The sequence below is a fragment of the Novosphingobium sp. BL-S-32 genome, assembly GCF_056857055.1.
Genome location: NZ_CM166477.1, coordinates 723228 through 737553 on the forward strand (window position 1 = coordinate 723228; position 14326 = coordinate 737553).

Below are 14326 nucleotides of genomic sequence, written 5' to 3' on the forward strand. Positions count from 1 at the left end.
CGTTATGTGGAAAATACAACCACAAATTGGAATAAGGGATTGGCCAATACAGATGCTGCCTCCACCAAACGGCGCGGCAGTCGCAACTCGATACACTCGCTCGTTGGCCTTCCATCGGAAACAGTTGGCCTTCCATCGGAAACAAGTAATCGCCAGAGCCGATCTCCACGGGGCACGCTTCGGTTCTGCCTATCGGTTGGCGCAAGCCATCCTCCAGTTAAACGCCCACTTGAAGTGGAAGGATCTGGTGCGGCTAAGTCGCACGGCGGTGGGTCGGGTCGTGCGGCTCACTTGCGAAGATGGGCAACGGAACGTTTCTCGGGTTTTGGCTCCAAGCAACGGGGTGTCCGACATCGTCCCTTACGACTGTTGAGCGTAATTTGACGCATTAACGAAGGGCTGGTTTCGGGGAAGGGGCGCGGAGCCCAGACGGTCCGCTATGTCGAAGGATTTCGGGTGCTTGCGTACGAAATCGAGACATGGAAGAATCCGCTGGCGACTTGCGCTGAGCTATAGGGAATTGTGTTTCGTGATGGTGTGGCCGGGGTGCGCACACGCGCTGCGATGCAGGCAAGAGCGGACGATCTCCGGGCGTCCCGGGGCCGTCGGCAGGCGCGTCGAGGCGGCATTGATGGTGCCGGCACTGGCGCCGCTCTCGTGCCGGCGGATCTGGAAATTACGCAGATCCTCCGCCGTTGCCATATCGGGCGGGCGGCCGAAGTAGGCCGCGAAACGCCGCACGTGCCTGATGTACTGGTCCTGTGTACGTGGCAGTAGGCTTCGCATCATCATATCGTGCAGCATGCGCTGACGTAGCGGAGTGACAGGGGCTTCAGTCGATGGGGCATAGGCATGGCAGGTTCCTCTCCTTGAAGGGAACTCCATGCTGGGACTGCGACTGCGTCTTACTCAAAGGCCTACTCTACTCCGCGACTTCGCCCCACGCGGCCCTCCCGCGCGAGCGGGTTCGTCCAAGTTGGCGGGAGCGGCTGCACGAACGCCGGCAATTAATGACAGAATCCCCTCGTCACCGTGCGGAAGATCGAACCTAGCCCGAGCTGCACGGTACTCAGGCAATTACAAGGATGCGCACTGCTTAAGTTTGGCGATTGCACAAACCGACAAGACTTTCGGCACGAACGCGGTTCTGCATAAGGCAGATGTCTGGTGCACCGCTCCGACTATTAGATGGCCTCGAACGCGTCGGACTTATGACCGCGCAGCCGGACAACGTCACGAACCGGAGGTTCGCCGAAATGCCGCGCATATTCGCGGCTGAACTGCGACGCGCTCTCGTATCCGACGGCAAAGGCCGCGCGCGCCGCGTCGGGGCTGACGGTAAGCAGGCGGCGTGCGGTCTGCAATCGCAGGCTCTTCTGGTACTGCAGCGGGCTCATGCCTGTTGCCGCCTTGAAGTGGCGGTGGAATGAAGGAACGCTCATTCCCGCGATCTGCGCGAGAGACTCCGTCCTCAGTTGCTGGTCGAAATTCCGGCGGACGCATTCAATCGCCCGGCGAATGCGGGACAGACGGCTATCCTCGCGTCCGATCTGTCGCAGCATCGAGCCGTGACCGCTTTGCAGGAGCCGATAGAGGACCTCGCGCTCGCGTGCGGGGCCCAGGATGGGAATGTCGCCGGGAGTATCCAGCAAGGCCAGAAGCTGCTCCCAGGCGAGAAGAATATCGGATGTGACCGGTGCGACGCCGAACCCGGCAAGCGGGCCCGCATCATCCGCATTCGCTGCGCCCGGGGGCAGTTCGGCGAGCAGTTCCGCCAGAACCTCCCGGTTGAGCGCAAGGCTCGTCACCAGATAGGGCCGATCACGCGATGCCTCGATCACGCAGCCGACTGCGGCAACTTCCACCGAAGTCACGAAGCAGGTTGCCGCGTCATAGCGCAGCACGCGATTGCCGATCGTGACCTGCTTGGCGCCGCGCAGGACCAGGCAGATCATCGGTTCATAGCGGCTGCTCATGGCCGAGCCCACCTCGTGCGCCGCGTGGATGCGCAGGCGCGGCACGGCGGTTTCCGGCACCGGGCCGCCGACATGGCGCTCCACGCGCCGGCACATGCGATCAAGCGTCTCCTGCATGGCACCTACTATCGTACTGCCGGTGGCGCGATTCAACCATGCTGATAGGATCAGGCAAGGCGTTGAGACGATCGGGCACCTGCATCGGCAATGCCGCGCCCATATGCCGGCCGTGACCTGCAGCCCGGAAATGTCGCCGGCCGCTGCCGCCACGCAAATGGAGAGCATCATGACCCAGCAATTTGGCGCGACTTCGACGACCGATGACGTGCTTGCAGGCATAGACCTTAGCGGAAAGCGCGTGTTGGTGACCGGCGCATCGGCAGGCATCGGTGTCGAAACCTGCCGTACCCTCGTCGCCCACGGCGCCGATGTGGTCGGCGCGGCGCGCGATCTGAAGAAAGCCGAAGCTGCGACGCAAGGCATGCGCGCGGCGGCCGAAAGCAGTCAGGGCAGCTTCGAACTCGTGGAACTGGATCTCGCGTCGCTCGCAAGCGTGCGCAGCTGCGCGGACCGTCTGAACGCGGATGGTCGGCCGTTCGACATCGTGATCGCCAATGCTGGGGTCATGGCAGCGCCGTTCGGACATACGCAGGACGGTTTCGAAACCCAGTTCGGCACAAACCATCTGGGCCATTTCCTGCTCGTTAACCGTATCGCCTCGCTCCTGAAGCCGGGTGGCCGGCTCGTGAACCTGTCGTCGGCCGGGCATCGCTACGGCAACGTGAGCCTTGACGATCCGGGCTTCGAACAGACCCCGTACGATCCGTGGGTCGCCTATGGTCGCTCCAAGACCGCCAATATCCTCTTCGCCGTCGAGTTCGACCGGCGGCATCGGGATAGCGGCATTCGCGCCACGGCCGTGCATCCCGGCGTCATCTGGGAAACCGAACTGTCCCGGTACATGACCGAGGAAGACAAGGAGGCACTGGTTGCCACGATCGGCGCCGGCCTTGAAGCTGCGGGCCAGCCGCCGCTCGTCTACAAGTCGATCCCGCAAGGCGCGGCAACCTCGGTCTGGAGCGCGATCGTCGCGGAACCTTCCGAAATCGGCGGCCGCTATTGCGAGGACTGCCATGTCGCGGAAATGCAGGAGAGCGAAGGCCTGCGTGGCGGCGTGCAGCCCTATGCCCTCGATCCGGAAACCGCGAAGGCGCTTTGGGCGAAGAGTGAGGAACTGGTCGGCGAGCTTTTCTGAGGACGTCCGTCTGGCCAAGCTGGGAGCAAATACAATGAAGTATCGTACATTGGGCCAAGACCTGAAGGTTTCCGCCATCGGCGTGGGCTGCATGCCGATGATCCGCGAAGGCAACATCAACTATGGCCTTGCGGACGACGATGTCTCCACGCGAACGATCCACGAGGCGATCGATCTGGGCATCACCTTCTTCGACACCGCCGAAATGTATGGCCCGTTCCGTAACGAGGAACTGGTCGGCGCGGCCATCAAGGGGCGCCGCGAAGGACTGGTCATCGCCACGAAATTCGCGATGCGCTGGGATGGCGATACGCCGGTCGGCGTGGACGGCAGCCCCGAAAACGCACGGCGTGCCTGCGAAGGATCATTGAAGCGGCTGGGCATCGACACGATCGACCTGTTCTATCAGCATCGCGTTGATCCGCAGGTCCCCATCGAAGAAACGATCGGCGGCATGGCGGACCTCGTCAAGGAAGGCAAAGTGCGCCACATCGGCCTGTCGGAGGCTGCGGCCGACACCGTGCGCCGCGCCGCGAAAGTTCATCCGATCGCCGCCTTGCAAAGCGAATATTCGATTTGGGAACGCGATGTCGAAGGCGACATCCTTTCCGCCTGCCGCGAAAACGGCATCGGGTTCGTTCCCTATAGCCCTCTGGGGCGCGGCTTTTTGGCTGGGGGCATCCGCAGTCTCGACGACCTGCCCGCGAACGACTGGCGGCGCAACGATCCGCGGTATTCGCCGGAGAACATGCCCCGGAACCTGGCGATCGTCGATGCGATCGCGTCAGTCGCGCAGCGTCACGGCGTGTCCAATGCACAGATCGCGCTCGCCTGGCTACTGGCTCAGGGAGAGGACATCGTGCCGATCCCCGGCTTCAAGCGCAGCGAGACCTTGCGGGACAGCGTCGGTGCGCCCGATGTGGACTTGTCGAGCGATGACCTCGCCGCGATCGAGGCCGCCGCTCCCAGCGGCAAGACGGCTGGCCCGCGCTACAATGAAATGGGCATGTCTCGCGTAAAGCTTTAATCGTCGGCTGTATTCGTCCCGGCTGGCCGGCCGGTCAAAGGCTGGTCGGCCGGGTGCTTGACGCTTGCATTGCCTTCTATGCGGCTCAATGCCGGCTTGCGGGAACAACCTTGCGTCGTTGGCAACAAGACCGACCATGAACGTATTTATCCTGTACAGCTTTCGGCGATGCCCTTTCGCGATGCGCGCGAGGCTGGCGTTGTATGTCAGCGGCACGTCCCTGGAACGATCTAATCATCGTTCCTGAAACCTGACGTTCGCAGAGAAATAATCTCTGCGTGGGATTGTGCAAAAGCCAATGCGCGACCACGTTGGCATTCCAACAGGGAATGACGATTTGGATCGATTATCGACGTTGCGATTGCTGACGCGTGTTATCGAACTGGGCAGTTTCACGCGTGCCGCGCACGAACTCGGCTTGGGGCAACCATCCGCCAGCAAGCAGATTGGCTCTCTTGAGGCGCATCTTGGAACGCGGTTGCTGGAGCGCACATCTCGCGGACTCAGGGCGACTGCAGCAGGCCTGGACCTCTATCATTCTGCGCTGCGCCTGATCAGTGACCTTGAGGAAACCGAAGCGCGTATCCGCGACGGATCCACTGCGCCAAGTGGACTCGTCCGCGTTGCCACTCCTCCTGTCCTTGGTCGCATGTACATCATCCCGCGCCTGCCTTCCTTTCTTGCGCAGTTCCCGCAGATCGAGGTCGAGTTCACCGCCGGCCAACCGTTTGCCGATCTGGTCAAGGACGGAGTCGATGTGGCGCTGCGCGTCGGCGAGCTTGGTTCTTCGGGCCTGATTGCCCGCAAGATCGGTGAGATGCAGATGATCACTGTTGCTTCTCCAGACTACCTCGCCAGGCATGGCACTCCAGCGGACCTGCGAGATCTGGCACGCCATAAGCTCATCGCTGCCCAAACCGGCGGGCGGGCCATCGAATGGCGGTTCAGCGGTGAGGAAGGGACTGTTGCGATCATGCCGACAAGCGCGTTTCGCTCGAACGATGGCGAGGATTTGCGGGCCGCTGTGCTCGCAGGAATCGGCATCCTGCACGGGCCGGGCGCGCTGTTTCATGCGGATCTGGAAGCAGGCAGGATCGTCAGAATTCTCGAAGCCTATAAAGCGGGTACCGATCCGATCCATCTTGTCACGCCGGGCGGCCGCAAAATGCCATATCGTGTACGCGTCTTCATCGATTTTCTCGCGGCGACCTTCGCTAGCCAGCCCGGCCTTCAGATACCCTGAGCATTCTTGCAGGGAATGGTTGCTATGCTCTTCTGCTGCCTACTGCACAGGAGGAGCGGGCCCTAGATCCGGCTGATGTCGCCAAGACGACGCCAACCAGATCAGGACCGTATCATGTTGAAGACCAACCAGCCGATCCAGCCAAGCGATGCTGCAGATAAGCTTGCAGCGGCGGAAACCCTCTACCGCTTCGCCGCCGGCATCGACCTCAAGAATTCCGATCTGCTCGCATCGGCCTTCGCGGCGGACGCCGTGTCCGATTTCAGGCCTGCCGCGGCCAAGGCCGGTTTCGAATATCCGGTGCTGCAGGGGCGGGAGAATATCGTCGCGGCCCTATCCGGATCGCTCAAGTCCCTCGATACCACGCATTCGGTGAGCAATCCGCGCGTCACCGTCGATGGCGACCGGGCTCGCCTTGATGCACTGATGGAGGCGCAGCATGTGCCAGCAGCCGACCATTCGCGGCACTATCTCATGAAGAACCGCTACGATGTCGAACTGGTTCGCGGCGATGATGCTTGGGTCATACAACGCGTCACGATCGATAACGTCTGGCGTTCCGGCGATCCGTCGGTGCTCTCCGTCATCTGAAGACCGAGCGGTAGCGACCGATACCATCGCAACCATGCGAAATTCCGGCTTTCGCCGAGAGGGAAGATTTCATGAGATTAATGGGAAAAGTCGCGCTCGTCACGGGCGCGTCGAGCGGCATCGGTGCGGGCATAGCCCGGGCTTTGGGCGCCGAGGGGGCGAGCGTCATCGTGAATTACGCCACCAGCAAGAACGACGCCGACGCGGTGGTGGCATTGATCGAAGCTGAGGGCGGAGCAGCAACTGCCCTCCAAGCTGATATGTCGAAGGAGAGCGATGTTGTCCGTCTTTTCAACGACGTCATCGCGCGGCACGGCAAGCTGGATATTCTCATCAACAACGCCGGCGTTGCAAAGTTCGAGACGGCGGAGAGCCTGACCGAAGACGCCTTTCACAAGCAGTTCAATGTGAACGTGCTTGGCTACTTCCTCGCCATCCGCGAGGCGGTCAGACATTTCGGCGAGGACGGTGGCAGCATTGTCAACATCAGCTCGATCCTCAGCACGCATCCATCTCCCGGCACCAGCATCTATGCGGCGACCAAAGGCGCGGTCGACACCATGACGTATGCGCTGGCGCGTGAACTTGGCCCGCGCGGCATCCGCGTGAACGCCGTCATGCCCGGCTATACCAACACCCGGGCGACCGAAGGTAATTTCGCGGGCGAGCTTGGCGAAAGGCTGCTCGCCGAGACGCCGCTCGGACGCTTCGGCGAGCCGGAGGACATTGCGCCCACCGTCCTGTTCCTGGCATCGGACGATGCCCACTGGGTCAGCGGCGAGTCTATCAGGGCCACCGGCGGCGCACGCGGCGTCTGAAGCGTCAGGGCCGGCCCCGCTCCAAAATCTGCGCCCTGCGAAAGCAGACCGGGACGTGGTCGTGGGTGATGCCGACGGCCTGCATCCAGGCATAGACGATCGTCGGCCCGACGAACTTGAAGCCTCGTGCCTTCAGATCTTTCGCGAGGGTCACCGACAGCGCGGTCTGCGTGTCGGTGACCCTGCCTTCGATCGGCTTGCACGAAGTAAAGGACCAGCAATGGGTGGCGAAATCCTCGCCGCGATCCTGCTTGTCCTCCATAGCCAGGCCCTCTTGCCGCGTCACTGATCGACGATACGGGTGTCGGCGATTGTCTCGGCAAAGCCGATGCCGAACAGCGTGGCCGGGGTCTGGAAGCCCGGTCGCGCCTCGCCGCCCACAACCCGCCGCGCTGCTTCTGCTGCCGCGATCGTCGTGAACGTATAGCCGTTTACGGTATCTAGCAGCGAACGAACCACGGTACCGACCTCGCCGGTCACTTCCACCGCCGCCTGATAGCGATTGGCTTCGCGCTGTTCCAGCGTGGGGCCATCAGGCATCTGCGCCAGATCGCCCTCGGGGAAGGCGCCCTCCGACACATGGACGAACGTCTCGATGTTCGGGATGCCCGTGGCGCGCCAGATCGTGATAAGATCGGGCAGCGTTACCGGGAAAGATGTGGCCGGCCCCCTGCCGAAATCGAAGGTGCGGACCTCATCCGCATTGCGGCTGACCAGCGTGCCATCGACGCGCTGGAGTGTCTGCGCCGTCACATTCTCGCTGGCACTGATTGCCGACCCACGGGAAAAGCCGCCGGTGACGTGCAGCGCGATGCTGAGCTTGGAGGGAGCGGCGACGCGCTTCGCTGCGTGTCCCGCCAGTGATCCGAGCATCGCCACGCTTCCGCCGCTACCGGGCAACAGCATTACGCCGGCCGCCTGGGCCTCCGCATCCAGTGTCTCGGCAAGGCGGTAGCTGTCCATTTCGGCCGCGATGTCGAGATAGTGGACCTCGGCCGCCAGGCAAGCGCGCATCATTGGCTCGGCCGTATGCATGAAGGGACCCGCACAGTTCAGCAGCACGCCGATATCCACCATCGCTGCCTCAGCGGCGGCTCGGTCATCGACGGCGAACAGCCGATATTCGACGTTCAGTTCCGCGGCGAATAAGTTGAGCCTGCTTTCGTCCTTCACTCTTCCGGCGATGACGAAGTCGAGGCCGTGTGCCCTGGCGTTGATGGACGCCATGCGACCGGTGTAGCCGGCAGCGCCGTAAATCATCAATTTCGTCATATCAGTGCTGCCAGTTCTTGTAGGTGAATTCGAGGCTGTATCCGTCCGGGTCCAGCACGTTTGCGGCGTAATAGCGGGGATCGTAATGGAGCCGGGGGCCGGGCGGTCCGTTGTCGGTCGCACCCGCCGCGATGGCCGCGGCGTAGGCCGCATCCACCTCTGCGCGCGAACTGGCGATGAAGCCGACATGCGCGGCCCCGCCCTCGACGGAGCCCCGTCGAAGCCAGAAGGCCATCCGGTTGTCCTTGCCGAAACCTTTGAGGTCCGGGTGGCCCGGAGGGCCATCCTTCCCGTCGTAGTCGACCCGCTGCGTGATCCCCAGCGGCGCAAGTGCGGCGGTGTAAAAGGCGATCGAGCGATCGAGATCGCTGACCGACAGGAAGACGTGATCGAGCATGTGGCTCTCCCGTTCAGATGATGTAGCCGCCGGCGATTTCGATCGCCTGCGCATTGACCCAACGATTGTGGTCAGAGAACAGCCCCGCGATGACGCCGCCGACATCATCCGGTTCGCCAACGCGGCCGAGCGCGGTTTGCGCGGCCAGCACGGCTTCAAACTCGTCGTTGAGACCGCCGCCGAGCTGGGTGCGGATCGCGCCCGGTGAGATCGAATTGGCGCGGATGCCGCGATGCCCGAACTCCTTCGCCATGTAGCGGGTTAGAACCTCTAGCCCGCCCTTGAAGCTGGCATAGGGTGCGACACCGGTGGTTGCGATGCGCGTGGTTGCGCTTGCGACATTCACGATATGGCCGCCATCGGCCATGATCGGCAGCAACGTCTGCGTCAGGAAGAATGGCCCTTTGAGATGGACGGCGAACAGGCCGTCGAATTCCGCTTCCGTGACCGTCGCTATCGGATTGAAGACGCCATATCCGGCGTTGTTGACGAGGCCGTCGAAATCGTCTCGGTCCCAGCGAGCCTTCAGCGCCACCTGGACAGCATCACGGAAGGCGGGAAATGCCGACGTGTCTGCAACGTCAAGTTTCAGCGTGACGGCCTTGCCGCCATCCGCCTCGATATCGGCCGCGACCGCCTCGGCGCAAGCAGGGTTGCTGTTGTAGGTGAGGATGACCCCCATGCCTTCCTTCGCGCAGAGGCGAGCAGCGCTGGCACCGATGCCCCGGCTCCCACCGGTGACGATGACGATTTTCATTGGATAGCTCCTCACGATGTTGTCGAGCCTTGAACTACGCCGATGGGCTGGACGGCGCTTGCCGGATCCTCCTCGATCCATGCCTATTTCTGCTTTTGGGTTGGCCCGGTACGCTGCGCGTGAGATGATCGTGCTCATGAACACGAACCTGACCGAACTGCGACGCCTGGCCGCGCACGCCGAAAATCGGCGTACCGACACGGGCATCCCTCGGGTGGCGATGGTGCAGGGCGAGATCCCTGAACATCAGTTGGCAGCGGTCTATGATCCGATGATCAACCTCATTCTCACTGGATCGAAGACGATGACAGTCGGAGACCGCACACTGCGCTACGATCCGGCCACCTATTTCGTGATGTCGGTCGATCTGCCCGCCGTGGGCTCGGTTCATCCGGCAGAAACCGGCGAGCCCTATCTGGCAGTGAGCCTCACTCTGGAGCCGACGATTGTCGCAAATCTGCTGACGGATCTGCCCAAACCTGCTGGAGGCGATCTCTACAGCCCAGGTTTCTCGATTGCGCCGGTCACGGACGAACTGCTCGACGCCTGGGTTCGAATGTTACGCCTGATGGAGCATCCTGGCGACATCGCCGCGCTGGCTCCCGCTTATGAGCGCGAAATCCTCTACCGCGTCCTTCAGGGACCCCATGGCTGGATGCTGCGCGACATCGCTGCGCCCGGAACGGCGCTCTCGCGTGTCAGCATCGCCATCCAATGGATCCGCGAGAATTTCACCAAACCACTGAGAGTCGAGGCTCTTGCTGCGATGGCAGCGCTCAGCGTTTCTGCGTTTCACCGGCACTTCAAGGCGGTCACGGCGCTCAGCCCGCTTCAGTATCAGAAACGGATCCGGCTGCTTCACGCCCGATCGCTGTTAATCGCTGGAGAGGGAAACGCGACCTTGATTGCGTTTGGCGTAGGCTACGAAAGCCCCACCCAGTTCAGCCGGGAATACTCGCGCTATTTTGGACTGCCACCGTCTAAGGATTCATTGCAGATCGTGCACAGCGTCCACAAGACGATGGCCTAGCCGACGGCCGTCAGGCGCTCGTGGCATTTTGAGGTAGTGCGAGTGAAAGCATTCAGCCTTTGCATTCGTTCTAACTCGCGATAGGCGCGCGGCATGATGAACATTCCCTGGGACCAGCCTGCAACGCTGATCGATCTGGACGGCAAGACGCCGGTGATCGGATCGATGCTCGAATGCGTGATGCACTTCGCGCTCTTCAAGCCTTTCGCCAAGGAGCAGGCGCGCATCCTGCTGACGCGGCCCGTGTTTCGTGAAGGCCGCAAGACCCGCACCTGGGTTCTCAATCCCGACGAGATCCAGAAACTGGTCGAGCGCCTCAATGCCGAGAGGAAGGCGGCCCAGTAAGCGCGCGCGTTCAGGCCGTATCCCTCGCGCCAATCGTGGCGGACAGGGCGAGGATCGTGCGCGCGTGCCGCAAGGCCACGGCTTCACGGTCCGCGCCATAACCACCGCCCAGCGTACTCGCCAATGGAATGCCGCGCCGTTTCGCTTCTGCCGCCACGAAGCGATCGCGGTCCGCAAGGCCTTCGTCGGTCAGGGACAGTCGGCCAAGCTTGTCGTCCTTATGGGCATCGACCCCTGCCTGCAGCAGGACCAGTTCCGGCACGAAATGATCGAGGACCATGGGCAGCGATCCGGCCAGAGCTTCCAGATAGTCCGCATCGCCGGTTGCATCGGGTAGTGCGACATCCAACGAAGAGCGCGCCTTGCGTGTCGGGAAGTTCTTCTCGGCATGAATGGAAAGCGTGAAGATGTCGCTGCGCCCTGCGGTCAGGGCCGCAGTGCCATCGCCCTGATGCACGTCAAGATCGAGGATCAGGATGCGCGAGACGTTACCCTCCTCGATCAGCCTGTTGGCGGCGAGCGCCAGATCATTGAACACGCAATAGCCCGCGCCGGTATCGGCCAGGGCGTGGTGGCTGCCGCCGGCGGAATTTGCCGCATACCCGTGCTGCAGCGCCAGCTTCGCGGCCAGCCATGTTCCACCGGGGGAGAGCTGCGATCGCCGGGAGATACGCTCGTCGATCGCAAAACCGATCCGGCGCTGCTTGGCCACCGGCACCGCGCAATCGATGACTTCATTGACATAGGCCGGGTCGTGGACAGCCTCGAGCCATTCGCGCGGCATGACTTCGGGCGCATGGACCGTCATGGCTACGCCGCTTTCGCCCAGCGCCCGCATCACCAGCGCATACTTGTCATGCGGGAAAGTGCCCGTGCGTTCGGCTTCGACCACGTAACCGGGATGATGGACGATATGCAGCATGGCCTTGCAGGTAGAACGCCAAGACACACAGGTCGAGCAGCATTGCCGGGCGTAGGGATCTGACAATTTCAGTAGTGGGGCTTTCGCCATGGAAGGAGCAGGCCATGACCCTTGGCAGGTAAGGGGGAGGCATCGTTATCAGGCGAGAAGACTACGCCTGGCTGTGGCTCTCTGCGGGACTTTCGAAAGCATGGGCATAGCTGCCGGGTCCGGTGTTCGATTCAGCCATTTTCATGGCCGACCGATGGCCCAACCGGGAAGGCTGTCGGATGCATCGGAAATTAACGATGGTTTGTTGACGAAATTAATTGCATCGGATAATTCCGATGAATGGATATCGGTGATGCCCTCTCGATTCTCTCTGCCCTCGCGCACCCGACGCGCCTTGAAGCGTTCCGTCTGCTGATCCGGCACGAGCCTGAAGGTCTGACGACCGGCGCACTGGTCGAAGCTTCTGAACTGACGCAAAGCACATTCTCGACGCATCTGGCCGTTATGGCGAAGGCCGGGCTGGTGCTTTCCGAGAAGCGTGGTCGGCAACAAATCCAGCGGGCCAACCTGGACGCGCTGCGCGGACTGATGGTCTATCTGGCCAAGGATTGCTGCCAGGGGCGCGCCGAACTGTGCGAGCCGCTTCTGGCCCAACTTACCTGCTGCTGAAGAGGCAACGATGACGGATATCGTGATCTACCATAACCCGCTTTGCGGGACCTCTCGCAATGCCCTGGCCATGATCCGCAATGCAGGCATCGAACCTCATGTCGTCGAGTACCTGAAGACGCCGCCAAGCCGCGCGCTGCTGGTGGAACTCATCGAGCGGGCCGGTATCACTTCGCGCGCCCTGCTGCGCGAGAAGGGCACGCCTTATGCCGAACTGGGCCTCGGCGATGAGGCCTTGAGCGATGAGGTGCTGATCGATGCGATGATGGAGCATCCCGTGCTCATCAACCGTCCGCTGGTCGTGTCACCGTTGGGCGTTAAGCTCTGCCGGCCGTCCGAAGAAGTGCTGGATTTGCTGCCGGCCGGGCAACGCAGTACTTTCGTCAAGGAAGACGGCGAAGTCGTGGAAGGAACCCGGCGATGACTCTTTCGGTTCGCAGCGCAACGATCGACGATGGCCGGGCGATTGCCGCCGTCTACGCGTACCATGTCCTGCATGGTACGGCGACTTACGAAGTGGTACCGCCGACCGAGGCCGAGACCTTAGACAAGATACGGATGGTGACCGGCCGGAACTGGCCGTTCCTCGTCGCTTGCGATGGACCGGATTTGGTGGGCTATACCTACGCCACCCAGTTCCGCGATCGCCCCGCATACGCCTATGCCTGCGAGAACAGCATCTACGTGGCACACGACCGGCGCGGCGGCGGCATCGGCAAGCTGCTGCTCAAGGCCTTGCTGGAGGCCGCCGAAGCCTATGGCTTCCGGCAAATGGTCGCCGTCATTGGCGGTGCTGAACCGATGTCCGTTGCTCTGCACGATACTTGCGGTTTCGGGCATGTCGGCCGCCTGACCGGTATGGGTTGGAAGGCCGGACGCTGGCTCGACACGGTTTACATGCAGATCGCCTTGGGCGGCGGCACTGCGACTGCGCCTGCCACTTCCGGGAAGGACTGAGGACCTGCCAGCATCGCCTATTGGCTCAGTCGCCGTTTCGGTGCGGCGTGGTGCGTTGCCGGCCCTTCGGCCCTGATCGGTTCCTCCAATTTCTTCGAACGGGCTGTGGCCGCCGCCATCAGCCTCTTTGGCTTCAATTCCGGCGCTGTGCTGGCGACGGTCGGGGGCGTGCTGGTGGAAGTGCCGGCGATCCCGTCGATCGTCGCCTTGGTGAAGCGAACCCGCCCCTGGTACGAGAAAGGTATCCCTGCATGAGACTACGCGAACTCACCGCCCCCGATCATCTTCCTGCCTTGGACAAGGCCTTCGCGCTGGCGCGTCCCGCCAGCGGCCTTGGCCCGGACCAACCGCCGCCGCGCATCTTGCTGCTCTACGGCTCGCTGCGGGAACGCTCGTTTTCGCGCCTCGCCGTGGAAGAGGCGGCGCGCCTGCTGCAATTCTTCGGCGCTGAGACGCGGATCTTCGATCCTAGCGACCTGCCGCTGCCCGATCAGATAGCGGGAGACGACCACCCGGCCGTGCATGAACTGCGCGAGCATGCGCTTTGGTCGGAAGGCATGGTCTGGTGCAGCCCGGAGCGTCACGGCCAGATCAGCGGCATCATGAAGACGCAGATCGATCATCTGCCGCTACAGATACGCGGGATGCGGCCAACGCAGGGCCGCACGCTTGCAGTCATGCAGGTGTCCGGCGGCTCGCAATCCTTCAATGCCGTGAACTCGTTGCGCCTGCTGGGGCGCTGGATGCGGATGTTCACGATCCCCAACCAGTCTTCGGTGGCGATGGCCTACAAGGAGTTCGACGAGGATGGGCGGATGCGCGCATCGAGTTATTACGAGCGCATCGTCGATGTGATGGAAGAACTGGTGCGCTTCACGGTGCTGATGCGCCCGCACGCAGCGAAACTTGTCGACCGGTACTCGGAGCGCAAGGAAGCGGGAATTCCGGTCGATACTGCTGCCGATCGATAACGCGCCGATGTCGATCGTTCGTTTCGTCCTGTTTCTGCTTCGCGGGACCGTCGCGGGGTGAAGGAGCGACTTCTCCGGGCAACCAACGATGAGTGGATTCGTTAG

The 14326-nt window shown here is 62.3% G+C and carries 18 protein-coding genes and 2 pseudogenes; 13 read left to right on the forward strand and 7 right to left on the reverse strand.

The genetic code is table 11. The features are described 5' to 3' along the window. Positions 1 to 510: 510 nt before the first annotated feature. Together AC1VVK_RS19965 and AC1VVK_RS19970 are read right to left on the reverse strand one after the other, a co-directional pair. Positions 511 to 885, reverse strand: a complete 375-nt coding sequence (locus AC1VVK_RS19965; protein WP_482906491.1) for a phage integrase N-terminal SAM-like domain-containing protein — start codon at positions 883 to 885, stop codon at positions 511 to 513. Between the two features lie 299 nt (positions 886 to 1184). Then, complete coding sequence (locus AC1VVK_RS19970; protein ID WP_482906492.1) at positions 1185 to 2093, reverse strand: AraC family transcriptional regulator; 909 nt, start codon at positions 2091 to 2093, stop codon at positions 1185 to 1187. A 169-nt stretch (positions 2094 to 2262) separates the two neighbouring features. On the opposite strand from AC1VVK_RS19970, the gene AC1VVK_RS19975 reads away from it, so the two are divergent. The 6 genes and pseudogenes from AC1VVK_RS19975 to AC1VVK_RS20000 all read left to right on the forward strand — a co-directional run bounded on the left by AC1VVK_RS19975 (position 2263) and on the right by AC1VVK_RS20000 (position 6910). Beyond that, positions 2263 to 3231, forward strand: coding sequence for an SDR family NAD(P)-dependent oxidoreductase (locus AC1VVK_RS19975; protein ID WP_482906493.1), 969 nt, complete (start codon positions 2263 to 2265; stop codon positions 3229 to 3231). Between the two features lie 34 nt (positions 3232 to 3265). Then, entirely contained in the window at positions 3266 to 4258 is a 993-nt protein-coding gene (locus AC1VVK_RS19980; RefSeq protein WP_482906494.1) for an aldo/keto reductase, read from the forward strand. A gap of 136 nt (positions 4259 to 4394) precedes the next feature. Continuing rightward, positions 4395 to 4484: pseudogene (locus AC1VVK_RS19985) on the forward strand (thioredoxin domain-containing protein); the annotation flags it as partial. A 72-nt stretch (positions 4485 to 4556) separates the two neighbouring features. After that, a complete protein-coding gene (locus AC1VVK_RS19990) occupies positions 4557 to 5501 on the forward strand; it encodes a LysR family transcriptional regulator (RefSeq protein WP_482906495.1) in 945 nt (314 codons plus the stop codon). 114 nt (positions 5502 to 5615) lie between these two features. Continuing rightward, the gene (locus AC1VVK_RS19995) at positions 5616 to 6092 is read left to right on the forward strand and encodes a nuclear transport factor 2 family protein (RefSeq protein ID WP_482906496.1); all 477 of its coding nucleotides are present in this window, start codon (positions 5616 to 5618) and stop codon (positions 6090 to 6092) included. Positions 6093 to 6172: 80 nt separating this feature from the next. Further along, entirely contained in the window at positions 6173 to 6910 is a 738-nt protein-coding gene (locus AC1VVK_RS20000) for an SDR family NAD(P)-dependent oxidoreductase (protein ID WP_482906497.1), read from the forward strand. Positions 6911 to 6914: 4 nt separating this feature from the next. On the opposite strand, the gene AC1VVK_RS20005 is transcribed toward AC1VVK_RS20000, so the two are convergent. The 4 genes from AC1VVK_RS20005 to AC1VVK_RS20020 are packed head-to-tail and all read right to left on the reverse strand — an operon-like array spanning position 6915 to position 9336. Beyond that, a complete protein-coding gene (locus AC1VVK_RS20005; RefSeq protein ID WP_482906498.1) occupies positions 6915 to 7172 on the reverse strand; it encodes a DNA-3-methyladenine glycosylase I in 258 nt (85 codons plus the stop codon). A 20-nt stretch (positions 7173 to 7192) separates the two neighbouring features. Next, positions 7193 to 8182 carry a saccharopine dehydrogenase family protein gene (locus AC1VVK_RS20010; protein WP_482906499.1) on the reverse strand — a complete coding sequence of 330 codons (990 nt, stop codon included), beginning with the start codon at positions 8180 to 8182 and terminating at the stop codon, positions 7193 to 7195. A gap of 1 nt (position 8183) precedes the next feature. Beyond that, complete coding sequence (locus tag AC1VVK_RS20015; RefSeq protein ID WP_482906500.1) at positions 8184 to 8579, reverse strand: VOC family protein; 396 nt, start codon at positions 8577 to 8579, stop codon at positions 8184 to 8186. A 13-nt stretch (positions 8580 to 8592) separates the two neighbouring features. After that, a complete protein-coding gene (locus tag AC1VVK_RS20020) occupies positions 8593 to 9336 on the reverse strand; it encodes an SDR family NAD(P)-dependent oxidoreductase (RefSeq protein WP_482906501.1) in 744 nt (247 codons plus the stop codon). Positions 9337 to 9472: 136 nt separating this feature from the next. On the opposite strand from AC1VVK_RS20020, the gene AC1VVK_RS20025 reads away from it, so the two are divergent. After that, positions 9473 to 10366, forward strand: a complete 894-nt coding sequence (locus AC1VVK_RS20025; RefSeq protein ID WP_482906502.1) for an AraC family transcriptional regulator — start codon at positions 9473 to 9475, stop codon at positions 10364 to 10366. 93 nt (positions 10367 to 10459) lie between these two features. After that, positions 10460 to 10711, forward strand: coding sequence for a hypothetical protein (locus AC1VVK_RS20030; RefSeq protein ID WP_132385828.1), 252 nt, complete (start codon positions 10460 to 10462; stop codon positions 10709 to 10711). 10 nt (positions 10712 to 10721) lie between these two features. On the opposite strand, the gene AC1VVK_RS20035 is transcribed toward AC1VVK_RS20030, so the two are convergent. Continuing rightward, entirely contained in the window at positions 10722 to 11633 is a 912-nt protein-coding gene (locus AC1VVK_RS20035; protein ID WP_482906503.1) for a histone deacetylase family protein, read from the reverse strand. 330 nt (positions 11634 to 11963) lie between these two features. Between AC1VVK_RS20035 and AC1VVK_RS20040 the strand changes: the two genes are divergently transcribed. The 5 genes and pseudogenes from AC1VVK_RS20040 (at position 11964) to arsH (ending at position 14221) form a co-directional block, all read left to right on the forward strand. Beyond that, complete coding sequence (locus AC1VVK_RS20040) at positions 11964 to 12293, forward strand: ArsR/SmtB family transcription factor (protein WP_482906504.1); 330 nt, start codon at positions 11964 to 11966, stop codon at positions 12291 to 12293. Between the two features lie 10 nt (positions 12294 to 12303). Next, positions 12304 to 12717, forward strand: coding sequence for an arsenate reductase (glutaredoxin) (gene arsC / locus AC1VVK_RS20045; RefSeq protein ID WP_482906505.1), 414 nt, complete (start codon positions 12304 to 12306; stop codon positions 12715 to 12717). After that, complete coding sequence (locus tag AC1VVK_RS20050; RefSeq protein ID WP_482906506.1) at positions 12714 to 13250, forward strand: GNAT family N-acetyltransferase; 537 nt, start codon at positions 12714 to 12716, stop codon at positions 13248 to 13250. The genes arsC and AC1VVK_RS20050 overlap by 4 nt, the downstream gene beginning before the upstream one ends. Before the next feature lie 6 nt (positions 13251 to 13256). Beyond that, positions 13257 to 13505, forward strand: a pseudogene (locus tag AC1VVK_RS20055) (arsenic resistance protein); the annotation flags it as partial. After that, a complete protein-coding gene (gene arsH / locus AC1VVK_RS20060; protein WP_482906507.1) occupies positions 13502 to 14221 on the forward strand; it encodes an arsenical resistance protein ArsH in 720 nt (239 codons plus the stop codon). The pseudogene AC1VVK_RS20055 and the gene arsH, both read left to right, overlap by 4 nt. The last annotated feature ends 105 nt before the right edge of the window (positions 14222 to 14326 follow it).